Source organism: Microbulbifer sp. CNSA002, from assembly GCF_047324085.1.
GTDB lineage: Bacteria > Pseudomonadota > Gammaproteobacteria > Pseudomonadales > Cellvibrionaceae > Microbulbifer.
The window spans coordinates 3,570,034-3,593,658 of record NZ_CP172449.1; the positions used below are offsets into that span (position 1 = coordinate 3,570,034).

A 23,625-nucleotide genomic window follows, 5' to 3' on the forward strand; every position below is an offset into this window, starting at 1 on the left:
CCAATTACTTGGCGCGCAGCATACGATCGACCAGTCCAGCATCAGACTTGTTCATAGTCTGGGTGCCACGCAGCTGACGCTTGCGCTTGGTGGTCATCTTGGTGAGGATGTGGCTCTTGTTAGCGTGCTTGTGCTTGTAGCCCGCAGCCGTCTTCTTGAAGCGCTTGGCAGCGCCACTGTGAGTCTTTGCTTTCGGCATTTTGTACTCCAAAGTTAATATTCGCCTGTAAAACAGGCACCTTTAGTAACTGCCGACAACCGAAGTTACCGGCACTGCGAGAGTGGGGAGGCAGCCGTCGCCCAACCACTTCTCAAAGGAGATCCCGGGAATGACTTCCCCAAACCTCACTTTTTCTTTTTGAGCGGAGCAATCACCATCAGCATTTGACGACCTTCCATTTTCGGTCGCTGCTCTACGGTGCCCAGCTCTTCAAGGTCCTTTTCGATGCGCTGCATCATTTCCATGCCCAGCTCTTGGTGAGCCATTTCGCGGCCACGGAAACGCAGGGATACTTTGGCCTTGTCACCCGCTTCCAGGAAGCGGGCCAGGTTGCGCAGCTTGATCTGATAGTCACCGACATCGGTGCCCGGGCGGAATTTCATTTCCTTGATCTGCTGCTGCTTCTGCTTCTTCTTGGCGGCATTCTTAGCTTTTTTAGCTTCGAATACGTGCTTGCCGTAGTCCATGATCTTACAGACTATCGGCGTGGAGTCCGAGGCAATTTCAACGAGATCCAAGCTAGCTTTCTGTGCAGCTTCCAGCGCTTCATCCAGGGAGACAATGCCTACCTGTTCGCCATCAGCGCCTATCAGGCGGATTTCTGACGCTTCAATCTGATCGTTTATGCGGGCCTTTTTGGACCGTCCCTTAGTGTCTCGTTTAATAGCTATGGTCTCCCAGTTGCCAAGTTGTTATGCATTATCTTCTGTCAAACGACCGCGACGATTCACGTCTTGCTCGAGGATCTCGAGGAATGACTCATACGTCATTGTACCAAGATCCTCACCGCTACGGGTACGTACTGCCACGGTTTGACTTTCTACTTCCTTATCGCCAATTACCAATAGATAAGGAACACGCTGAAGCGTGTGCTCGCGGATTTTAAAGCCGATCTTCTCGTTTCTCAAGTCAGCTGTGGCGCGGTATTGCAGCTCACCCAAACGATCTTGCAAATTGCGACAATATTCGGCCTGGCGATCGGTGATATTCATGATCGCCACCTGCTGCGGCGCGAGCCAGGTGGGGAACGCGCCTTCGTAGTGCTCAATCAGGATTCCGATAAAGCGCTCGAAGGAACCCAGGGCTGCGCGGTGCAGCATTACCGGGGACTGGCGCGAGCCATCTTCCGCTACAAACTGGGCATCCAGGCGGCCCGGCATGGAGAAGTCCACCTGAATAGTACCGCACTGCCATACACGGCCGAGACAGTCTTTCAGGGAGAATTCGATCTTCGGTCCGTAGAAGGCGCCTTCACCCGGCAGCTCTTCCCACGGCAGGCCAGCGGCATCCAGTGCGTCGGCCAGGGCTTTCTCAGCCTTATCCCAGCTCTCATCGGAACCTACGCGCTTCTCCGGGCGAGTGGAGAGACGGTAGATAACATCCTGGAAACCGAAATCCTTATAAACGGAGTGCAGCAGATCCATAAAGTCAGAAACTTCTGACTGGATCTGATCTTCGCTACAGAAGATATGGCCATCATCCTGTACAAAGCCGCGCACGCGCATCAGGCCGTGCAGGGAACCGGAGGGTTCGCTGCGGTGACAGGAGCCAAACTCCGCCAGACGCAACGGCAGGTCGCGGTAGCTGCGCAGGCCCTGATTGAATACCTGTACGTGACAAGGACAGTTCATCGGTTTAATGGCGAACTGACGCTCTTCACTGGTCAGGGTGAACATGTCATCGCCAAACTTATCGGCGTGACCGGATTTGCGCCACAGGCTGAAATCTACCAGCTGTGGAGTCTTGATTTCTTTGTAGCCGAATTCGCGCTGGCGGCGACGCATGTACTGCTCGATAGTGCTGTAAATGGTCCAGCCGTTCGGGTGCCAGAACACCATACCGGGCGCCTCTTCCTGGATATGGAAAAGGTCAAATTTCTTCGCCAGCTTGCGGTGATCGCGCTTTTCTGCCTCTTCGATACGACGCAGGTAAGCTTTCAATTCTTTTTTGTTGGCCCAGGCAGTGCCGTAAACACGGGTCAACATTTCATTGTTGGAATCGCCACGCCAGTAGGCACCGGCCACTTTGGTCAGTTTGAACGCTTTCAACCTGCCAGTGGAAGGTACGTGGGGACCGCGACACAAGTCTTCAAAGTCGCCCTGGCGGTAGAGAGAAATATCTTCATCACTGGGGATGCTGTCGATAATCTCAGCCTTGTACTCTTCGCCCATTTCGCGGAAATATTTCACCGCTTCTTTGCGCGGCATCAGGCGGCGGCTGACAGTGATGTCTTCTTTGGCCAGCACTTCCATACGCTCTTCGATCTTCTCGAGATCTTCTGGCGTAAACTGACGCTCGTAGGCAAAGTCGTAATAGAAGCCGTTTTCGATAACCGGGCCAATGGTGACCTGGGCTGTGGGGTACAGCTGTTTAACCGCTTGTGCCAGCAAGTGCGCTGTGGAGTGACGGATCACCTCCAAGCCTTCGGGCTGACGATCAGTAATAATTGCCAGATTTACGTCGGTATCAATAACGTAACTGGTATCGACTTCCTTGCCGTCTACAACGCCAGCAAGTGCGGCTTTTGCCAAACCTGGGCCGATATCAGCGGCTACATCGTGTACGGAAACCGGAGCAGAAAATTCTCGACGGGAACCATCGGGGAGAGTAACAACGGGCATTGTTTATCCTTTGTTCTCAGTGGCGATCCCTACCAAAGACCGCATGAAACTATCCATGAATTTTTTCATGGAACTCTTGATCGGGATGGGCAATCCATCCTTTTGAAAGGTGGTAGACCCGGGCGGATTTGAACCGCCGACCTCTGCCATGTCAAGGCAGCGCTCTAACCAACTGAGCTACGGGTCTAAAGCTCTACAGCGGGGGAACCCTGTGCTGTGAAGAGCGCGAACTTTAGCACCGCTTTTCAGTGTTTTCAACAACTTACTGAACTTTTGTGTGAATTTTTTTAAGAGCGACCAAGCACCAACAAGGCAGTGCGGGACTATCAAAATGTAGATCCAAGTCCCGCCCTTCAGCAAGGATTATTCCACACCTTTTAAGTGGGTAATCTCATCGCGCAATTTTGCTGCCGCTTCAAATTCCAGGTTCTTCGCATGCTGGTACATTTGCTCTTCCAGCTCGGCAATTCGGGCCCAGCGCTGCTTATCGGTAAGGGCCTCGACATCCACCTTGTACTCACCTTTACCCTCGGCAACTTTGCGGCGCCCTTTCTTGGGCACACCGGGGGCCACCGCCCCCTCCAGAATATCCGCCACACTCTTGCGAATACCCTTGGGGGTAATGCCGTGCTCCTCGTTAAAGGCCAGCTGCTTCTCGCGGCGGCGACGAGTCTCTTCGAGTGCTCGCTCCATAGAGCCGGTGACTTTGTCCGCGTAGAGAATCGCCCTCCCCTCCAGGTTTCGCGCAGCCCGCCCAATGGTCTGGATCAGCGAGCGATCGGAACGGAGGAAGCCCTCCTTATCTGCATCGAAAATTGCCACCAGGGCAACTTCTGGCATATCCAGGCCTTCTCGCAGCAAGTTAATGCCAACTAGCACGTCAAACTCACCGATACGCAGGTCCCGGATAATCTCCACCCTCTCGACAGTATCAATATCGGAGTGTAAGTAGCGGACACGAACACCACTTTCGGAGAGATATTCAGTCAGGTCTTCCGCCATCCGCTTGGTCAATACGGTAATCAGTACTCGCTGATCGGCATCCACACAACGGTGAATTTCAGACAGGGCATCATCTACCTGGGTCAATGCTGGGCGAACTTCGACTTCCGGGTCCACCAACCCTGTCGGGCGAACCACCTGCTCGACCACTTGCCCCGCATTCTCTTGCTCATAGGCCCCTGGGGTTGCGGACACAAAAACCGTCTGGGGTGCCAACCCCTCCCACTCTTCAAACTTGAGAGGACGATTGTCCAGGGCCGATGGCAGACGAAAGCCATACTCCACCAAAGTTTCCTTGCGCGACCGGTCTCCACGATACATACCGCCGATTTGCGGCACTGTCACGTGACTCTCATCGATAAATAACAGTGCATCATTGGGCAGGTAATCAAAAAGCGTGGGCGGCGGCTGACCAATACCGCGACCGGAGAGGTAGCGGGAATAGTTCTCTACGCCATTGCAGTAGCCAAGCTCCTGCATCATCTCCACATCGTAGCGGGTACGCTGATCTAGCCGCTGCGCTTCGACCAGCTTGTTGTTTCCACGCAGTTGCTCGAGGCGCCCTCGCAGCTCATCTTTGATTTCATCGATAGCACTGACGATGGTCTCTCGCGGCGTCACATAGTGACTCTTGGGGAAGATAGTGACCCGGGGCACCTTCCTGATCTGCTCTCCAGTGAGAGGGTCAAATATGGTGATCTCTTCGATCTCTTCATCAAAAAGAGACAGGCGCACCGCTTCCAAATCGGAGTCTGCCGGGTAGATATCGATAATATCGCCGCGCACCCGGTAAGTAGCGCGACGGAAATCTGCATCATTGCGGGTGTATTGCAGTTCAGCCAGGCGCCTGAGGATAGTGCGTTGGTCAACGAGATCGCCGCGATCCAGATGCAGGACCATCTTCAAATATTTGTCGGGGTCACCCAAACCGTAAATTGCCGAAACTGTGGCGACCACAACCACATCGCGCCGCTCAATAAGTGCCTTGGTGGCCGAGAGGCGCATCTGCTCGATATGCTCGTTTACGGATGCATCCTTTTCGATAAAGGTGTCCGAAGAGGGAACGTAAGCCTCCGGCTGGTAGTAGTCGTAGTAAGAGACAAAATACTCCACGGCATTCTTGGGGAAAAACTCTTTAAACTCCCCGTAGAGCTGAGCCGCCAGCGTTTTATTGTGAGCCATCACAATGGCCGGCCGCTGCAGGCGCTCAATAATATTCGCCATAGTGAAGGTCTTACCCGAACCGGTAACACCTAGCAGCGTTTGATGGCTCAAACCATCATCAATTCCTTCTGACAACTGCTCTATCGCCAGAGGCTGATCGCCCGCTGGCTGATACTTGGATTCCACCTTAAAAGGTCGCGACTCCATACACTTCCCCCAACCGCTTAATCATTCATGCAACACAGGATTGTAGGCTGTCGTCATACGACCCACAATTACAAGAGAATAGCGTCCTACCCTTCCCAACTCTGACCTGCGGCATTTTGCGCATGACCCCAAAAAATAATTTCCTGACAAATCAATTAGTTAAAGATGAAAAAAGGGGTTGACCTGTTCGGAAGTGCTCTATAATATACGCGCCATCTCAACGGCACAGCCGAAAAGATATTCCGCCTTAGCTCAGTTGGTAGAGCAAATGACTGTTAATCATTGGGTCGCTGGTTCGAGCCCAGCAGGCGGAGCCAAATTTCAAAGCGCAGCTTAATTTGCGCTCTATAAATTAGATTAAATTCCGCCTTAGCTCAGTTGGTAGAGCAAATGACTGTTAATCATTGGGTCGCTGGTTCGAGCCCAGCAGGCGGAGCCAAACAAAAGCCCGGATAGATTCCATCTATCCGGGCTTTTTCTTTTCTGCTCAAATATTTTTAATCTATATGGAGATTGTGAGATAGCGGCCAACCGTATTAGTTAGCCGCCCAAAATATACACTAGCGGGAGCCAACCTCCCCAGCTAAAGGCAACCTCTCCACAGTCGCCCCTCCACTCGCCTTACGTACCTGCCCCTGCCTCGACCAAACAACATCGACCAGCCCCTGCTTGGGTGAATAGCCTTTTACTGCCCGACATAGAATCCTGCGGACCTGCTCGCAATCATGAGAGCCGCACGCATCCCTGAGCTCTGAAACCAGAAGCTGCAAAGCCTCGCTATCCAGACGCTCCTCTTCGGCGCGCATAATCATTGGGTGGTCCGTGCCCAGCACGTTATCCCCCAACAACAATTCTTCGTACAACTTCTCCCCAGGACGCAACCCTGTGAGCTGAATCTCAATATCACCATCAGGGTTTTCTTCATCCCTTACCGTGTGCCCCATCAAACGAATCAAGCGCTCAGCCAGATCGTAGATGCGAACCGGTTCACCCATATCGAGAACAAATACATCCCCATTGCGCCCCATACTCCCAGCCTGCAATACCAGCTGAGCCGCCTCGGGAATCGTCATAAAGTAACGGGTTACTTTTGAGTGGGTCACAGTTACCGGACCGCCGGCATTGATCTGATCCGTGAACAAGGGAATTACCGAGCCGGAAGAGCCGATAACATTACCAAACCTAACCATGCACACACGCATCTTGTTGAAGCGGCGACCAAAATCCTGACAAATCAGCTCAGCAAATCTTTTAGTGGCCCCCATAACATTAGTTGGCCGGACAGCCTTATCAGTAGAGATAAGCACAAACTGCTCAACCCCACACTGCTCCGCAGCCTCAAGCACAGAGAGGGTGCCCAGAACATTATTGTCGGCACCAATAACAACGTTCTGCTCAACTAATGGCACATGCTTGTATGCGGCCGCATGGTAAATTGTATGCACGGAGAAGCCCTGAATAATTTCCGCCATACGCTCAGTGTTACGCACATCGCCAAGCAGCGCGGTTACTTCAAACTGGACCCCGTCATCCTGATGCTGCTGTCTCAACTCGCGCTCTATCTGATAGAGGGCATATTCAGAGGACTCGACAACAACCAGCCTGGCAGGCTTCCATTGCGATATCTGCCTGCACAACTCTGACCCAATAGACCCGCCAGCACCAGTGACCAAAACCACCTTGCCGCTGATGGAGCCAGAAACGAGCTCCTTCTGAGGCTCAACAGAAGCACGCCCCAGAATATTCTCATAAGTCTGCGAAACATCCTCTGCCCGTCCCACACCGTCAAGCAGCTCCTCCACTCCGGGAATCGCCTTTACCACCAGGCCTCGCTCTCTAAGCGCCTTGGTTATCTCTCTACGGCGCCGCCGGGGCACTCCCGGCATAGCCAAAATAACTTCTGCAATATCTTTACCTGCAACCACTTCAAGAATGTCTGCAGGGTTATACACAAGCAGCCCATCAATAAATGTCTTTTGTTTGGAGGCGTTATCATCAAAAAAAGCAACGGGCTTATATAGCTGCCCGTGGACCAACGCCTTATACATTTGCAGGCCCGCAGTACCAGCACCATAAATGGCCACCCGGGTTTTATGAATCTCAAGTGCTGCCTGATAGTAAAGGCGGACCAACCAGCGGGACCCACCCACGGCAATAAACGCAAAGCACCAGTAGATCACAGGGACAGAGCGAGGAACCCCTGCCGTAGTCAAGTATGAAAAAAGTGCCAACATCACTGCAGACAGGGTCACCCCCTGCAGAACCGCAATAATAGCTTTTTGCCCCATGTACCGGATAATTGTCCGGTACAAACCCAACCGAAGAAAAATAAAACTCGTAGCGACCAGTGTTAACGCCAGGCAGGCAAACATCCGCCACTCAAGAAATTGTGCGACGCCATTGAGACGGATAGCCATAGCAAGAAAAAAGGCCAAACTTAACATCAGCATATCAAACGCCAACATCAATACCGGCTTGTGGATTCTCTTTACGCTTCGCCAAACTCTTATCACATGACTCCCCGGAATCTACCTACAAACAAAAAACCATCCTCTGTAGAGGCTACTCAGACCTTCTGAAATACAGCAACTGCTAATACCACCGAAGAGCAGAGCGCCATCACACCCAACTGCACAACAAGTGCTTTTTTTACTCCGACTCGAATTGCATATCTTTGATAAAAGTGCTCACGATGAGCCTCCCACCAACGCTGACCACTCAACATTCGCTTTAATAACGTGCAAGTAGCATCCAGCCAAAAAGGTGCAAATATAATCACCGGCACCCAAAGCTCAAACGCCCCCCGCTGCCAACCATATAAACTGACAGCAACCACCGCCAAACCTATACCTGTTGAGCCGGCATCACCTAAAAAAATCTTCGCCGAAGGCCAATTGAAGATCAAAAAAACAGACGCGCATACAGCCAGTAGTGCACAGAGCCAAGCTAGCTCAGCATCTCCATTTAAAGCGCAAACCAACCCCAGAGAAGAAAAGCCGACGAGAGTCATTGACCCAGCCAAGCCATCCATCCCATCCATAAAGTTGTAAAGATTGACGGTCCAGGCTCCAGCCAAAACAAATATCGGGTAAAGCCACCAGTCCAACCTTTCCGGTAACGCAAATAACAGCAAGGCTACCGCCAGAAGATGGGCTGAAAAGCGAAAATGTATCGCCACACTCCTCAAGTCATCTAGCGCGGACACAGCTAACAGTAACGCGAATGCACTCAACACCAATGGAGACAAATCAAGCGGGCCAGCAACTACCGCGACCAAGCAACCAAGCAGGAAAGCCCACCCACCAGTACGAGGAACCGGCACCGAGTGCATAGAGCGATTATTTGGCATATCGAGCGCAAAATTGCGCATTCGCACAATAAACACCGATGTAGCACCATAGCTTGTCACCACAGCAAGCAATAGTGGGATTACCCACTCCCAAGCCACACTACTCAACTAACCAACCCCTTATCACTTTCACGCAAGCCAATCCCTCCAGCCACTCTTAACACAGACAAATATTTGCACCGCAATCAATTACAATTTCTATACACCCCTAAAGAAAAACCCTAGAGGTCGCCCAAGCAGAGAACATTCATGAATGATTAAAGGAAGATCGGAGCGGGGGGTAGAACACAATAAATTACGAGGTTTTGTGACTGATGCAATCCAAGCATTACATCTTACCGGGGAAAGCAGTTGAACGGCACCAAGGGGGCTCATCTATCGCGACTCTCTTGTCTATCAACTTAAAACCCCGACAGGAGGCCACTATGGACCTACCAGTCGGGACCCGTAAATCTTTAGAGCCGAATTATACCCCTGTTCTTATCCAGGGTTGTCGCACCTATACCTTTGATATTCAACAACTGCTCTACAGATGTGAACGGGCCGTGCTCTTCACGATACTCAACTATCAGTTGCGCTCGCGCCTCGCCAATGCCATCCAGCTTATCAGCAAGCTCAATGGCTGAAGCACTATTAACATTAACTGACAGCACAACTTCCTTGGCATCAACACTCTCTAGCTCCCCTGCATATGTAGAGGGGTTCAGAAAGAGCAAAACAGCTAGTGCAAAAACAACAGAAAACAATCGGTAGGTCAATTTCATGGTCAACTCCCAGTGAATTATCAGTTTCACTTTGGGACTACAATTACCTCCCCCAAGCAACACCATAATATCAACCGGCGACTCTCTGTCGGCTCAGGCCTAATTACACATCATTACAAGTTGCGAAGCAAGGCAACCACCCTAATCTGCCAGTTCAGCCAGTACTGACTTTAGGGCCGCTAGAGGTTCAGGAGCCGCAGTGATGGGGCGACCCACAACCAAGTAATCAGAACCTTGCGCCAAAGCTTCAGCGGGCGTCAAAGTGCGTCGCTGATCCCCAGCATCAGAACCTGCGGGGCGAATTCCCGGCGTCACCAGGGAGAAATCGGCTCCGCATTCACTGCGCAGCAGTTGGGCCTCCCGCGCGGAGCAGACTACACCGTCGAGACCGCAGGATTTAGCTTGAGAAGCCAGGTGCAACACCTGCTTTTCCAACGGAGTAGCCACACCAACCGCAGCCAGCTCCTCTGCAGTTGTGCTGGTAAGTACGGTAACCGCAATTAATAAAGGCTTATCTTCACCAAATTCCCGCAGGGCCTCGGCGGCAGCCGACATCATCCGCTCACCGCCACTTGCATGAACGTTAACCATCCATACCCCCAATTTCGCAGCAGCTTTAACGGCCTTCGCAACAGTATTGGGGATATCGTGAAATTTAAGATCCAGAAATACCTGGAAGCCCCGGTCAACCAGAGTTTTCACCAAGTCTGGACCAGCGGCAGTAAACAGCTCCTTACCAACCTTGACCCGACACAGCGACGGATCGAGCTGATCTGCCATTGCCAGTGCAGACTCAGCATTGTCGTAATCCAGAGCAACGATAACCGGAGAAGAAACTTTAGACTGCAAGAAAAACCTCATTTATTTCAAAAGCCGTCCCGACCAGGCCGTCAGCCCAATGTACAGGACAGTCATTACTTTACTCGCCCTCAATCCCCTTAACGGAGCGTACTGAATCCCAGTGCTTGCAGCTCGGACACAACCAGTGCAACTGATTGCCCGAAAACCCGCAATTGCTACACCGGTAGTGAGGGCGGCTCGCTATAAGCTGGTCGATTAATGTCTTGAGTAGGGAGAGATTCTCTCTCGCCCTACCCTCTGTACTATCTATATGCAGATCGAGAAAGCGTCCCAATCCCCTCAAAGACGGACGCAGCGCCAGCTGCTTCCCCATAAATGCAGCCGCTGCAGCCTCACTATCCTGCTGCTGAATACGCTCAGTCAGGGCAATCAATACGCTATTAGAGGGGTGCTCTTTCAAAAGGGATTCAAGATAGCGATCCAACCCCTTGCCATCCCCTAAATCCCCATAACAAGTAATCAACAACTCAAGGATTTCTGGAATATAGTCCGGACTCTGCTTGGGGATCCGCTGTAAAACCTTAATGGCCTCTCTCGGCTTGCCAAGCAGATATTCGAGGCGACCCCACAGCAAATTTGCCCGCACTGAGCTGCGCTCATAACTCAAGGCAGAATCGATATGCTTCCTCGCACTTAGGTAATCCTTTGCCGCTATTGACTCCTCTGCCAATTCGCAGCAAAAATGAGCCTGAACCGGGGCCCAGTCAGCCGAGAGGCGCTTGAACCGTCGACCATGCAACAGGTTTACAGCATGGATCGCTTTAGCCCATTCCCTTTCATCCCGGTAGACTTCAATCAGACGCTCCAGGCTAACAGCCTTTAACTCCTGAGAGGTCTCAACCAGCTCTTGTAGCAGACGTTCAGCTCTATCCAGCCAGCCAGCAGAAATATAGTCACAGGCAAGTTCAAGTTGAGCTTTGTTTTGACTAACCCTGGACAAGCTCGGGCGCCCGAGTAAATTTTGATGGACTCGAATCGCCTGATCGTACTCTCCTCTTCGGCGTAACAGACTTCCAAGAGCCAGGTGGGTGTCAAAAGTAGCCTGACTTACTTCCAGAGAGTCAATAAATTTATCGATGGTATCGTCGTGGCGCTCACTCAATAAATAATTTAAGCCCTGGGCGTAAGACCTCACCAGCGCATGCTCTTGCTCACTATAATCCGCCACTTTCTTTTTGGCGCTGCCTCGCCCCAGCACCCAGCCGATCGCGATTGCCGCAAGCAGGAAAAAGAAATAGGTAAAATCGAGCAAATCAGTCTCCAGAAGCCTTGCGGTGGGCGGTGTGTAATTCCCGCTCCATTTTCTTCAATTGCTTCTCGAGCGACCGCACTTGACGACGCTTGGCATAAACAGGCTGCAGACTAACGACAAAACCCAGCAATAACCCCAGCAACAAGAAACCAATCAACCAAAAGCCTACACTTCCCGCCGGCAGTTGATAGCCCACAATATTTGGCTTGATAGTCTCCGGATTGGCAACTGCGAAATAAATCCCCAAAGCGATGCAAAGCAGGGCGACGACCCCATAGACGATGCGTGTCAGCCAACGCAAAAATGACAAGGGAACCTCCACGTTCCACAAAAAACTTTATCGATTAACGACGAAGCTCACCCCGATTAATGGCAGTATTCACACTGCTGCCAGGGAGTCTAATCATACTTCGATACTCGCCTCATCGTGCATACTTCGATTCACTCTGTCGCGCAACTCTTTGCCAGGCTTGAAATGCGGGACATATTTCCCGGCGAGATCAACCGCGTCCCCAGTTTTGGGATTCCGGCCCGTACGCGGGGCTCGATAGTGAAGAGAAAAGCTACCAAAGCCGCGTATCTCTATACGCTCACCCTGGGACAGGGCATCTGACATGGTGTCGAGCACCACTTTTACCGCCAGCTCTACATCCTTAACTGGCAGCTGATCCAACCTCAACGCAATCCTTTCGATCAGTTCGGACTTGGTCATGCGCTCCGCAACCTTTGTAAGTCATTGATTATTCTGGAGTAGAGCACCAATCATCTAATAGAAAGCCGGACTGGGCAACCCCAGTCCGGCTTTCGGGTCGCTCCAAATGATCCATTTGGAGCTATGAACACTCAAAGACGATTAGTCTTTGTTATTCATTTGAGCCTTGATCAGGTCACCGATAGTAGCGGGCTGAACTTGTTCAGACTGCTTCTTGCTGTGATCCTTGATAGCTTGCTTCTCGTCGTCCTGGTCTTTGGCTTTGATAGACAGGCTGATCACGCGGTTCTTGCGATCCACGCTGGTGATCTTAGCTTCTACTTCTTCGCCTTCTTTCAGGACGTTGCGAGCATCTTCAACCTTGTCGCGGCTGATTTCAGAAGCGCGCAGCACGCCTTCTACTTCGTCCGCCAGGGTGATTACTGCTTGCTTAGCGTCAACTTCCTTAACAGTACCTACAACGATGCTGCCGCGATCGCTGGTGGTAACGTAGTCGGAGAACGGATCGGACTCCAACTGCTTGATACCCAGGGAGATACGCTCACGCTCGGAATCGATGCCCAGGATAACAGTCTCGATTTCGTCGCCTTTCTTGAACTTGCGAACAGCTTCTTCGCCAGCTTCGTTCCAGGAGATGTCGGACAGGTGAACCAGACCGTCGATGCTGCCGTCGAGACCAATGAAGATACCGAAGTCAGTGATGGACTTGATCTTACCGGAAATCTTGTCGCCCTTAGCGAATTTACGCGCGAAGGCATCCCACGGATTTTCCTGGCACTGCTTGATACCCAGGGAGATACGACGACGCTCTTCGTCGATATCCAGGATCATCACCTCTACCTCGTCGCCAACCTGGACAACTTTGGACGGGTGAATGTTCTTGTTGGTCCAATCCATTTCGGAAACGTGTACCAGACCTTCCACACCTTCTTCCAGCTCGGCAAAGCAGCCGTAGTCGGTCAGGTTGGTTACAACCGCCTTCACGCGGCTGTTCTCTGGGTAACGCTGCTTGATGGATACCCAAGGATCTTCGCCCAACTGCTTCAGGCCAAGGGATACACGGCTGCGCTCGCGGTCGAACTTCAGTACTTTTACTTCGATCTCGTCGCCAACGTTCACGATCTCGCTCGGGTGCTTGATGCGCTTCCAAGCCATATCGGTGATGTGCAGCAGGCCGTCGATACCGCCCAGGTCTACGAAAGCACCGTAGTCGGTCAGGTTCTTCACGATACCCTTGACGCTCATGCCTTCCTGCAGGCTTTCCAGCAGAGCTTCACGCTCTTCGGAGGTGGCAGCTTCCATAACGGCGCGGCGGGAAACAACTACGTTGTTGCGCTTGGAGTCCAGCTTGATAACTTTGAACTCGAGCTCTTTACCTTCCAGGTGCGCAGTGTCGCGAACCGGACGAACGTCAACCAGAGAGCCGGGCAGGAACGCACGGATATTGGCAACATCAACAGTAAAGCCACCTTTAACCTTACCGCTGATAACACCTTTAACCACTTCGTCAGCTGCGTGAGCTGCGTCGAGGATTTTCCAGGCTTCAGCGCGCTTGGCTTTTTCGCGGGACAGACGGGTTTCACCGAAACCGTCTTCTACAGCTTCCAGGGCAACCTGTACTTCGTCGCCCACCTGCAGCTCAACTTCACCTTTATCGTTGGCGAATTGTGCAGCAGGGATAACGCCTTCAGACTTCAGGCCCGCGTGAACGGTAACCCAGTCTTTATCTACGTCGATTACAACACCAGTAACAATTGCGCCCGGTGCCATTTCAACGCTTTTCAGGCTCTCTTCAAATAGATCAGCAAAGCTCTCGCTCATTACATTACCTATAGTGCTGGGTCCAGCCGTTGGTAACTGTTAAGTCTAGTCAACCGCCAGCCGCGACCCCAACCGCGCTGCCAGCACGCGGGTCGGATTACGATAACGGCCGGGCGATTCTGGCTGATCCCGGCCGCTGTCGTTAGAAAACTATTTACTGCCCGAACTTCAGGGTGAAATACGGTCCTGAACCAAATCGAGCACTTTTCGGAGGACTTCATCGATACCCACCCCCGTACTATCCAGCTCAACCGCATCCTCAGCGGGAGCCAGGGGGGAGGCTTTTCTGTTCATATCCTGTGCATCTCGGGCACGGATGTCCTCCAGCAGGTCGCGGAGGCTAACAGAAACCCCCTTCTCCTGCAACTGAGCGAAACGCCTGTTAGCGCGCTCCTCGGCGCTGGCGGTTAGGTAAACCTTGACCGGCGCGTCGGGAAACACGGTAGTGCCCATATCCCGACCATCGGCAACCAAGCCGGGGGCTTGACGGAAGTCCCGCTGGCGCTGCAGCAGCGCTGCCCGCACTCCGGGAATTGCCGCGACCTTGGAAGCGGCCATGCTTACCCGCTCCATACGGATATCTGCGGTGACGTCACTCTCTTCCAGCCACACCTGCAACTGACCAGCACTCACGGTAAAGCGCACATCGAGATCTTTCGCCAATTCGGTCAGCAACTTGTCATTGGAGAGGTCAACTTCCTTATTAAGTGCGGCCAAAGCTGCAGCCCGATAAAGGGCCCCGGAGTCCAACAAGGAAAATTTCAGGCGATCAGCCAAAAGCTTTGCAATGGTCCCCTTGCCCGAACCACTGGGACCATCAATGGTAACTACTGGTGGCAACCCGTTTGTATCACTCATATTATCTATACAACTCAACATCTCTGGCGGATGCGCTCAAACGAATCACAACCGCCCAAACCTGAATGTCCGTGTCACGCCAACTGCAACTTGAGACCCGCGCCCGTTGCCAGTTCGGCAAAGTTCGGGAATGAGGTCGCCACATTGGCGCAGTGAAGGATGCGGATTGTATCCTTTGCGCGCAGCGATGACACTGCAAACGCCATAGCAATACGGTGATCCCCCAAGCTATCGACGGTGCCTCCAGAAAATACCGCACCCTCTTTGCAGCCCTGGATCACGATACCGTCCGGTGTTGGCTCAGCTTTTACCCCAAGTGCAATCAAGCCATTTGCCATCGCCTGAATCCGGTCACTCTCTTTGACCCGCAACTCCTCCGCACCAGTCAGGACGGTCTCACCTTCTGCACAAGCTGCCGCAACAAACAATGCAGGAAACTCATCAATCGCCAGGGGTACCTGATCCTCAGGGATGCGAATTCCCTTCAAGGGCGCATAGCGAACACGAATATCCGCCACCGGCTCACCGCCCACTTCGCGCATATTCAGCAATTCGATATTGCCGCCCATTGCACGGAGGATATTGATAACCCCATCGCGGGTGGGATTGATCCCCACATGCTCCAGCACAACATCGGAACCGGGAGAGATAGCGGCAGCAACCATAAAGAATGCGGCTGAAGAAATATCGGCAGGCACATCGATGCGACAGGATTTCAGTGAGCCACCGCCCACCAACTTAGCCTGAGCACCATCCCGCTCCACCTTATAACCAAAGCCCTGCAACATGCGCTCGGTATGATCTCTAGTGGGCGCCGGCTCAACGGTAGACGTTTGACCCTCACTATAGAGCCCAGCCAGCAATACCGCTGATTTCACCTGGGCACTGGCCATCGGCAGCGGGTAATCGATCCCTTTCAACGCACTACTACCCTTAATCAAAAGCGGCGGACGACCTTCCGGGCCAGTCTCAATATTTGCACCCATCTCACGCAGGGGGTTAGCCACGCGATTCATCGGGCGCTTTGACAGGGACTCATCGCCAGTGAGTGTTACGTCGAAATCCTGCCCGGCAAGCAATCCAGCCAACAGGCGCATGGAGGTCCCGGAGTTACCGAGATATAGCGGTCCGGGCGGTGCCTGCAAGCCATTAAGACCCACGCCATGAATTACAACCCGACCGTTGTCCGGCCCCTCAATTACGACCCCCATATCGCGGAAAGCCTGCAGGGTTGCCAGTGCATCCTCACCCTCCAGAAAGCCCTCAACTTCTGTAACTCCCTCGGCCAGGGAGCCCAGCATAATTGAGCGGTGCGACATGGATTTGTCCCCCGGCACCCTGAGCTTGCCATTTACAGCCTCACCCGGCTGCACGATAAAAGTAATCTCTTGTTCTTGCATAGGTTCCGAATACGCTTGTTTTGCCAACATTTTGGTAAAGTGATCCCGTGCCGCTTTGGCGCGGGTAAAAACCCCCATCAGGGCAGCGCTATCACCGGAGGCAATAGCGTCGCGCAGGGAAGAAAGGTTGAGGCTGTATAGGTCGATAGCCTTTAAGATGGCATCCCGATTGGCGAGCATAATATCTCGCCACATCACCGGATCACTAGAAGCGATACGAGTAAAGTCACGGAAGCCTCCCGCCGCATAGCGGAAGATATTTTCGTTTTCCGCATCGTGGGCCAAAGTGTCCACAAGGCTAAAAGCGATGACATGGGGAAGATGGCTCGTAGCAGCCAGAACCTCGTCGTGCTCCTCCACTGACATTGTCAGGGGCTCTGCTCCCACGGCCTGCCATGCTCGCTCCACAAGCTGCAAATGAGCAGCCCCTGTATTCGCAAGCGGCGTCAGGATAATGCGGTGATCCCTATAGAGGTCATCTCTCACCGCGGTAACACCACTTTTTTCAGAACCAGCAATTGGGTGTCCTGGCACCAGAAAATCTGGAGCACTCCCCCACACTTTTTCTGCCGCTGCCACCACGCTACCTTTTACGCTGGCACCATCTGTCACGGTGACTCCCGCCGGCAGGTGTTCTTTCAGCTGCGCGAATACAGACTCAATCGCCAGTGTCGGCACAGCCACAAACACCAAATCGCCCGGCTCCAGCTGCGGCAATACCAGCTCGAGACTGGTGCTGGCCCGATCAACAATACCGAGCGCCCTGGCTTCATCGCAGACACTCTCTTCCAGAGCGACCCCGATAACCTCTCGGCAAGCCCTGGCAGCTTTCACTGCAAGGGCAAAACTCCCCCCAATTAAACCGATCCCAACAACCAGCAGTCGGCCAATTTGAGCTTGCGCCATCACAGCACTCCGCGAGGGTAGGAACCCAGCACTTTCAGATCTGAGGCACAGCCTCCAACCTCTTTTAGCGCCTCGGCAATTCCCTGGGTATCGCGGTGGCCGCTAAAATCGATAAAGAACACATAGGTCCAATTGCCAGACTGCGATGGCCGGGTCTCTACCCGGGTCAAATCGACACTGTAGCGACGAAACGGCTCCAGAAGATCGTGCAGAGCACCTGGCTCATTGCGCATTGATACCATCAATGAGGTCTTATCATCCCCACTCGCAGGCACTTGCTGGGTACCAATAATCAAGAAGCGGGTGGAATTATCCGGGCGATCTTCTATTTTCTCCGACAGCACCTTCAGTCCGTAGAGTTCCGCTGCCATATCGCCAGCTATCGCCGCAGCATTCCACTCACCCTTAACGCGCTTGGCCGCATCCGCATTGCTGGCAACTGCAACACGTTCCACATTGGGATAATGGGCATCAAGCCACTTGCGGCACTGCGCCAGGCTCTGCGCATGGGAATAAATACGAGTGATTGACTCTGGGCGCGTTACATCTGAGATCATCAAGTGATGATGGATACGCAGCTCCACCTCACCGCAGATACTCAGGTTGGAGTGCATAAAGTTGTCCAGGGTGTGGTTGATCACCCCTTCGGTAGAGTTTTCTACCGGCACAACACCGTAACTGACGGCACCTGCTTCTACTTCACGGAAAACTTCATCAATTGCCGCCAGCGGCCGGCTCTGGGCAGAGTTGCCGAAGTGCTTTAATGCCGCCTGCTGGGTAAAGGTACCCTCAGGGCCCAGGTAGGCCACTTTGACAGGCTCTTCCAAGGCCAGGCAGGCCGACATAATTTCGCGAAACAGTCGCGCCATTTCTTCATCAGTCAGCGGACCATTATTGCGCTCCATAGCCTTGCGCAGCACTTGTGCTTCACGCTCCGGCCGATAATAGAGAGCATCCTCGCCAGTAGCTTTCTTAACCTCTGCAACCTCCAGGGCGCAGCGAGCCCGCTCACTAATTAAGCGAGCAATCTCTCCATCAATACTGTCGATCTGGTTGCGCAGCTCCAGCAGTCGCTGGTCACCACTCACAGTTTCCTCTGCCATTCGTTTATCTACTTTCTCTAGAAATCATCAAGATTGAATTAACCACCTAAGCCTTGCGCACTTCAAAATCCGCCATAAATGCCACAAGCGCTTCCACTGCCTCCATGGGAACGGCGTTATATAGCGACGCGCGCATACCACCCACAGAGCGGTGCCCCTTTAAGCTCAACAAACCCGCTTCTTCTGACTCAATCAAAAACTGCTTATCCAGGCGGTCGTCAGCCAACACAAAGGGCACATTCATGCGGGAGCGACTTCCCTCCTCAACCGGACTGGAGAAAAAGTCACTGCTGTCGAGGAAGTCGTACAGCATTTTGGATTTAACATCGGCCTGCTTAGCCATCGCATCAACACCCCCCTGATCTTTCAACCACTGAAAGACAAGACCAGATAAGTACCAAGCGAAAGTAGGTGGCGTGTTATCCATAGAGCCCGCCTCTGCCGCCACCTTCCAACTCAAACTGCGAGGAATATTTTCCAGTGAGCGATCGAGTAAATCATCCCGAATCAAGGCTACAGCGATACCTGAGGGGCCAATGTTTTTCTGCGCGCCGGCATAGATAACGCCGAACTTTTCCACCTCAATCGGTTGAGACAAAATAGTTGAGGACATATCCGCCACTAGCGGGCACTCCACTTCCGGCACATAGCCAAACTCAACACCGCCAATCGTCTCGTTGGGGGTATAGTGGAAATAAGCCGCATCACCACTCGACTGCCAGCTGTCTGCCGCAGGTGCATAGCTGAAGTTGCGATCCTCACTGGATGCAACCACATTTACCTCACCATAGCGACGAGCCTCTTTGATCGCTTTGGCCGCCCAACTACCAGAGTGTATAAATTCAGCTTTGGATGAGCCGGCACCGAGAAGATTCCAGGGCACGGCACTGAATTGCCCAGTTGCCCCGCCCTGAAGAAACAACACTTTGTAGTTGCTCGGCACACTGAGCAGATCGCGGAGGTCCTGTTCGGCCCGCTCAGCTACCTCAACAAACTCTGGAGAGCGGTGGCTGACCTCCATTACAGAGCAACCGAGCCCTTGCCAATCGAGCAACTCCCTTTGCGCCCGCTCCAGTACGGGCTGCGGTAAAGCGGCAGGGCCTGCACAGAAATTAAACTTCCTCATGAGCTGATTTCCACAATACAAAAAAGGTTTCAAATACAACTAGATGTGTCTACGCACAAATTGCCATTCAGAGGGATAGATATCGCGCCTTTAGCGTTTTTCGTGGGAGCCAAAGGCAAGAAAGGCCGCGATAAACGCAGCCTTTCTTAGTGGTCTAGAGCGGTGGGTCACTCTTCCCCACCGTTTTCTTCACCGTCATCTTCGGTCTCTTCAATGCGACCGAGACCAACCAGCTTCTCGCCAGTCTTCAGGCGAATCACTCGCACCCCCTGCGTGTTGCGCCCAAGTACAGACACTTCATCAACACGGGTGCGCACCAGAGTGCCCTGGTCGGAGATCAACATCATCTCCTCACCTGGGTGCACCTGACAGGCCCCAACCAAGGCACCGTTACGTTCACTTTCCGCGATCGCAATAACACCCTGGGTACCGCGTCCCTTGGTGGGGAATTCGCTGATAGCTGTGCGCTTACCGTAACCATTCTCAGTAGCCATCATCACAGAGCCACCCTCTTCAGGGATAACCATAGCGATAACCTGCTGACCTTCCTGCATACGAATACCGCGAACACCACGGGAAACACGGCCCATTGAGCGCACATTGGACTCGGAGAAGCGCGCTGCCTTACCGGCGCTGGTAAACAGCGCTACATCGCGCTCACCATCGGTAATCGCAGTGGCTACCAGGCGATCGCCCTCCTCCAGCTCAATTGCACGCAAACCAACACTGCGGGGGCGGGCAAAAGCGGTGAGGGGGGTTTTCTTCACGGTGCCATTGGCAGTGGTGAAGAAGATAAAGTGATTTTCGTCGTACTCAGACACCGGCATCATGCTACTGATACGCTCGCCCTCTTCCAGGGGCAGCATATTAACCATTGGGCGACCACGGGAGGCTCGGCCAGCGGTAGGCACTTCGTAGACTTTCAACCAGTACACCTTGCCCTTATTGGAGAAGCACAAAAGGGTGTCATGGGAGTTAGCGATCAATAGATGCTCAACGAAGTCCTCGTCTTTTACCTGGGTCGCGGATTTACCCATACCGCCACGGCGCTGGGCCTGGTAATCGGTCAGAGGCTGGCTCTTGGCGTAACCACCGTGGGAGATAGTTACTACCTTGTCTTCCGGGGTAATCAGGTCTTCAACAGTCAGATCCTGGCGAGACGCAACGATATCGGTACGACGCTCATCGTTAAAGTCCTTTGACAGCTGCTCTAACTCTTCGCGGATCACTTCCATCAGACGCTCGAAGCTACCGAGGATATGCAGATATTCAGCAATCTGCTCCAGTCGATCCTGGTATTCTGCCAGCAGCTTATCGTGCTCCATACCCGTCAAGCGGTGCAGGCGCAATTCAAGAATTGCCTGAGCCTGGGCCGGGGACAAGTAGTAAGAATCGTCGCGCAAACCAAATTCTTGCGGCAGATCATCTGGACGGCAGGCATCAGCACCAGCCCGCTCCAGGAACTGCTGTACATTGCCCACAGGCCAGCCTTTAGCCAGCAACGCCTCGCGGGCATCTGCCGGTGTGGCGGAAGATTTGATCAGCTCGATTACCGGATCGATATTGGCGATGGCAATCGCCAGACCTTCCAGAATATGACCGCGCTCGCGGGCTTTGCGCAACAGGTAGACCGTACGGCGGGTAACGACTTCCTGGCGGTGGCGAATAAAGTGCTCGAGCAGCTCTTTGAGGTTCAATACCTTGGGCTGGCCATCGACCAGGGCCACCATATTGATACCGAAGACGCTTTCCAGCTGGGTCTGGGAATAGAGGTTATTCAGAACCACATCACCCAGCTCTCCCCGCTTAAGCTCAATCACTACGCGCAAGCCGTCTTTGTCGGACTCGTCGCGCAGCTCAGAGATACCCTCGATCTTTTTCTCTTTCACCAGCTCAGCAATACGCTCGATCAAGCGCGCCTTATTCAGCTGGAAGGGGATCTCAGTAATAATGATGGTTTCGCGATTGGTCTTGTCATCGCGGATCACATCTGCTTTGGCACGCACATAAATGCGCCCACGGCCAGTGCGGTAAGCAAGGAGAATACCGGCGCGGCCATTGATGATGGCGCCCGTGGGGAAGTCCGGCCCGGGGATGTACTCCATCAGGTCGTCGACGGTCAACTCGGAATTATTGATCAGAGCCAGGCAAGCCTTGATCACCTCACCCAGGTTATGGGGAGGAATATTGGTGGCCATACCTACCGCAATACCGGAGGAACCATTGACCAAGAGGTTCGGCACACGCGAAGGCAATACCTCCGGCATTTGCTCGGAGCCATCGTAGTTATCGACAAAATTAACAGTTTCTTTATCGAGGTCGGACAGCAGTTCGTGGGCCAACTTATCCATACGAATCTCGGTGTATCGCATGGCAGCTGGACTGTCACCATCGATAGAACCGAAGTTACCCTGGCCATCTACCAGGGTGTAACGCATAGAAAACGGCTGCGCCATACGTACAATAGTGTCGTAGACCGCAGTGTCTCCGTGCGGGTGATATTTACCGATTACATCACCAACGACACGCGCTGATTTCTTGTAAGGTTTATTCCAGTCGTTTTTAAGCTCGCTCATCGCGTAGAGCACGCGGCGGTGTACCGGCTTGAGGCCATCGCGTACATCCGGCAGTGCGCGCCCGACAATCACGCTCATGGCATAGTCGAGATAAGACTGCTTGAGTTCTTCTTCGATATTAATCGGAGAGATTTCTTTGGCTAATTCGCCCATGGCTTACGGCGTTCCTTTTATAGCGCGGGCGTACGTACTGTGCCCGGGATAAGCGGGCGATTCTACCATAGTTTGAGATGTTTGGAGCCGCAGGACTCGGAGATATCCAACTGCGGCACAAACCACAGTTGTCGCCCTCATTGACTGCGGCTACAGTAAAACACCCCCACAGCAGCCACCAGATAACTCCTCATGCAACAAGCTGTCGATACCCTGATCCACGCACGCTGGATCATACCCGTCGTACCCGAGAAAAAAGTGTACGAAAATTGTTCGCTCGCAATAGAAAAGGGCAAAATCTCTGCCCTGGTACCCACAGCTGAGGCCTCAATTCGTTTTAGGGCAACAAATGAGATCGACCTGGGGCAACACGCACTAATTCCAGGGTTAATTAATACTCACAACCATGCGCCCATGACGCTATTGCGCGGCTACGCTGATGACCGCCCCCTTAAAGAGTGGCTGGAGCAGCACATCTGGCCGACAGAGCAACGCTGGGTCGGTCCGCAATTTGTAGCTGACGGCAGCCGGCAAGCGATTGCCGAGATGCTGCGCTCTGGTACTACTACTTTTTCTGATCAGTACTTCTTCCCGGAAGCCGTCGCCATTGCTGCGCGGGAGAGCGGAATCAGGGCCCATATCGCCTTCCCCGTGCTGGATGCCCCAACCCCCTGGAGCCGCAATAGCGATGAGGCCTTGCACAAAGGATTGGCGTTACGCGATGATTACCGTGCGCACGATCGAATTGAGGTGGTATTTGCACCCCACGCCCCCTACACCGTGGGGGATAAAACACTGGAAAAAATTGCAGTCTGCTCTGCCGAAGCGCAGATCCCCATGCAAATGCACCTCCACGAGACCCACGCTGAAGTTGAAAGCGCCCTGAACGCTACTGGAGAGCGACCCACCGAGCGGCTATTCCGCCTTGGGTTGCTGGGACCGCAGACACTTTGTGTACATATGGTGGCCACCAACCAGCGAGATATTGAGCTAGTGAGTTCAAGTGGCGCCCATGTTTCTCACTGCCCATCATCCAACCTCAAGCTCGCCTCAGGCTTTTGCCCGACCTATGACATGCTGGAAGCCGGCATCAACGTTTCCCTGGGCACCGATGGCGCCGCGAGCAATAACACCCAAGACCTGTTCTCCGAAGCCAACACAGCCGCACTACTGGCAAAAGCTGTTAGCGGGAACGCAACAGCCCTACCCGCGCATCAGACACTGAGCATGGCGACCATCAACGGAGCCAAAGCACTGGGAATTGAAGATATAACCGGAAGCCTGGAGGTAGGTAAAAGCGCAGACATTGCTGCTATCAATCTCGGCGGTCTAGAACAGCAGCCTTTGCATGACCCAGTGTCCCAGTTGATTTATGCCAACGGAGGACACAATGTCAGCGATGTCTGGGTCGCCGGGCGACAACTTTTAAAGGAGCGCCAGCTACAAACCTTAAACGAAACTGAGGTTATCCAGCGGGCGCAAATATGGCGTGATAGAATCAGCGGAAATTTACGCTAGCTAACTGATTCC

18 protein-coding genes and 3 tRNA genes are annotated in these 23,625 nt (G+C 53.1%); 3 read left to right on the forward strand and 18 right to left on the reverse strand.

All coding sequences use genetic code 11. The features are described 5' to 3' along the window. Positions 1–4: 4 nt before the first annotated feature. The 5 genes from rpmI to uvrB all read right to left on the reverse strand — a co-directional run bounded on the left by rpmI (position 5) and on the right by uvrB (position 5,214). Positions 5–199, reverse strand: coding sequence for a 50S ribosomal protein L35 (gene rpmI / locus ACG1BZ_RS15825; RefSeq protein ID WP_020413351.1), 195 nt, complete (start codon positions 197–199; stop codon positions 5–7). Between the two features lie 146 nt (positions 200–345). Continuing rightward, positions 346–885, reverse strand: coding sequence for a translation initiation factor IF-3 (gene infC / locus ACG1BZ_RS15830; RefSeq protein WP_108733841.1), 540 nt, complete (start codon positions 883–885; stop codon positions 346–348). 27 nt (positions 886–912) lie between these two features. Continuing rightward, the gene (gene thrS, locus ACG1BZ_RS15835; protein ID WP_108733842.1) at positions 913–2,841 is read right to left on the reverse strand and encodes a threonine--tRNA ligase; all 1,929 of its coding nucleotides are present in this window, start codon (positions 2,839–2,841) and stop codon (positions 913–915) included. Positions 2,842–2,951: 110 nt separating this feature from the next. Next, positions 2,952–3,028, reverse strand: a tRNA-Val gene (locus ACG1BZ_RS15840). 176 nt (positions 3,029–3,204) lie between these two features. Further along, positions 3,205–5,214 carry an excinuclease ABC subunit UvrB gene (gene uvrB / locus ACG1BZ_RS15845; RefSeq protein WP_413662664.1) on the reverse strand — a complete coding sequence of 670 codons (2,010 nt, stop codon included), beginning with the start codon at positions 5,212–5,214 and terminating at the stop codon, positions 3,205–3,207. Positions 5,215–5,455: 241 nt separating this feature from the next. Between uvrB and ACG1BZ_RS15850 the strand changes: the two genes are divergently transcribed. Together ACG1BZ_RS15850 and ACG1BZ_RS15855 are read left to right on the forward strand one after the other, a co-directional pair. Next, positions 5,456–5,531: transfer RNA gene (locus tag ACG1BZ_RS15850), tRNA-Asn, on the forward strand. A gap of 46 nt (positions 5,532–5,577) precedes the next feature. Further along, positions 5,578–5,653: transfer RNA gene (locus tag ACG1BZ_RS15855), tRNA-Asn, on the forward strand. 121 nt (positions 5,654–5,774) lie between these two features. On the opposite strand, the gene ACG1BZ_RS15860 is transcribed toward ACG1BZ_RS15855, so the two are convergent. From ACG1BZ_RS15860 to gyrA, 13 genes are all read right to left on the reverse strand, one after another. Next, positions 5,775–7,727, reverse strand: a complete 1,953-nt coding sequence (locus ACG1BZ_RS15860) for a polysaccharide biosynthesis protein (protein WP_413662665.1) — start codon at positions 7,725–7,727, stop codon at positions 5,775–5,777. A gap of 53 nt (positions 7,728–7,780) precedes the next feature. After that, positions 7,781–8,662: an MraY family glycosyltransferase gene (locus tag ACG1BZ_RS15865; protein ID WP_413665880.1), complete on the reverse strand. Its 882-nt coding sequence runs from the start codon at positions 8,660–8,662 to the stop codon at positions 7,781–7,783. Positions 8,663–9,018: 356 nt separating this feature from the next. Beyond that, positions 9,019–9,327, reverse strand: a complete 309-nt coding sequence (locus tag ACG1BZ_RS15870) for a ComEA family DNA-binding protein (protein WP_413662666.1) — start codon at positions 9,325–9,327, stop codon at positions 9,019–9,021. A gap of 141 nt (positions 9,328–9,468) precedes the next feature. After that, positions 9,469–10,188: an orotidine-5'-phosphate decarboxylase gene (pyrF, locus tag ACG1BZ_RS15875; protein ID WP_413662667.1), complete on the reverse strand. Its 720-nt coding sequence runs from the start codon at positions 10,186–10,188 to the stop codon at positions 9,469–9,471. 58 nt (positions 10,189–10,246) lie between these two features. After that, the gene (lapB, locus tag ACG1BZ_RS15880) at positions 10,247–11,440 is read right to left on the reverse strand and encodes a lipopolysaccharide assembly protein LapB (protein WP_413662668.1); all 1,194 of its coding nucleotides are present in this window, start codon (positions 11,438–11,440) and stop codon (positions 10,247–10,249) included. Between the two features lies 1 nt (position 11,441). After that, complete coding sequence (locus tag ACG1BZ_RS15885) at positions 11,442–11,750, reverse strand: lipopolysaccharide assembly protein LapA domain-containing protein (RefSeq protein WP_413662669.1); 309 nt, start codon at positions 11,748–11,750, stop codon at positions 11,442–11,444. A gap of 93 nt (positions 11,751–11,843) precedes the next feature. Further along, a complete protein-coding gene (gene ihfB, locus ACG1BZ_RS15890) occupies positions 11,844–12,152 on the reverse strand; it encodes an integration host factor subunit beta (protein WP_282932044.1) in 309 nt (102 codons plus the stop codon). A gap of 141 nt (positions 12,153–12,293) precedes the next feature. Next, positions 12,294–13,973: a 30S ribosomal protein S1 gene (gene rpsA / locus ACG1BZ_RS15895; RefSeq protein ID WP_413662670.1), complete on the reverse strand. Its 1,680-nt coding sequence runs from the start codon at positions 13,971–13,973 to the stop codon at positions 12,294–12,296. A 168-nt stretch (positions 13,974–14,141) separates the two neighbouring features. Continuing rightward, positions 14,142–14,831: a (d)CMP kinase gene (gene cmk, locus ACG1BZ_RS15900; protein ID WP_413662671.1), complete on the reverse strand. Its 690-nt coding sequence runs from the start codon at positions 14,829–14,831 to the stop codon at positions 14,142–14,144. Between the two features lie 74 nt (positions 14,832–14,905). Then, positions 14,906–17,137, reverse strand: coding sequence for a bifunctional prephenate dehydrogenase/3-phosphoshikimate 1-carboxyvinyltransferase (locus tag ACG1BZ_RS15905; RefSeq protein WP_413662672.1), 2,232 nt, complete (start codon positions 17,135–17,137; stop codon positions 14,906–14,908). Then, complete coding sequence (gene pheA, locus ACG1BZ_RS15910; protein ID WP_282932042.1) at positions 17,137–18,240, reverse strand: prephenate dehydratase; 1,104 nt, start codon at positions 18,238–18,240, stop codon at positions 17,137–17,139. The genes ACG1BZ_RS15905 and pheA overlap by 1 nt, the downstream gene beginning before the upstream one ends. Before the next feature lie 46 nt (positions 18,241–18,286). Continuing rightward, a complete protein-coding gene (gene serC / locus ACG1BZ_RS15915) occupies positions 18,287–19,366 on the reverse strand; it encodes a 3-phosphoserine/phosphohydroxythreonine transaminase (protein ID WP_413662673.1) in 1,080 nt (359 codons plus the stop codon). 167 nt (positions 19,367–19,533) lie between these two features. Then, positions 19,534–22,095 carry a DNA gyrase subunit A gene (gene gyrA, locus ACG1BZ_RS15920; RefSeq protein WP_108733855.1) on the reverse strand — a complete coding sequence of 854 codons (2,562 nt, stop codon included), beginning with the start codon at positions 22,093–22,095 and terminating at the stop codon, positions 19,534–19,536. A gap of 192 nt (positions 22,096–22,287) precedes the next feature. On the opposite strand from gyrA, the gene ACG1BZ_RS15925 reads away from it, so the two are divergent. Further along, entirely contained in the window at positions 22,288–23,613 is a 1,326-nt protein-coding gene (locus ACG1BZ_RS15925; protein ID WP_413662674.1) for a TRZ/ATZ family hydrolase, read from the forward strand. The last annotated feature ends 12 nt before the right edge of the window (positions 23,614–23,625 follow it).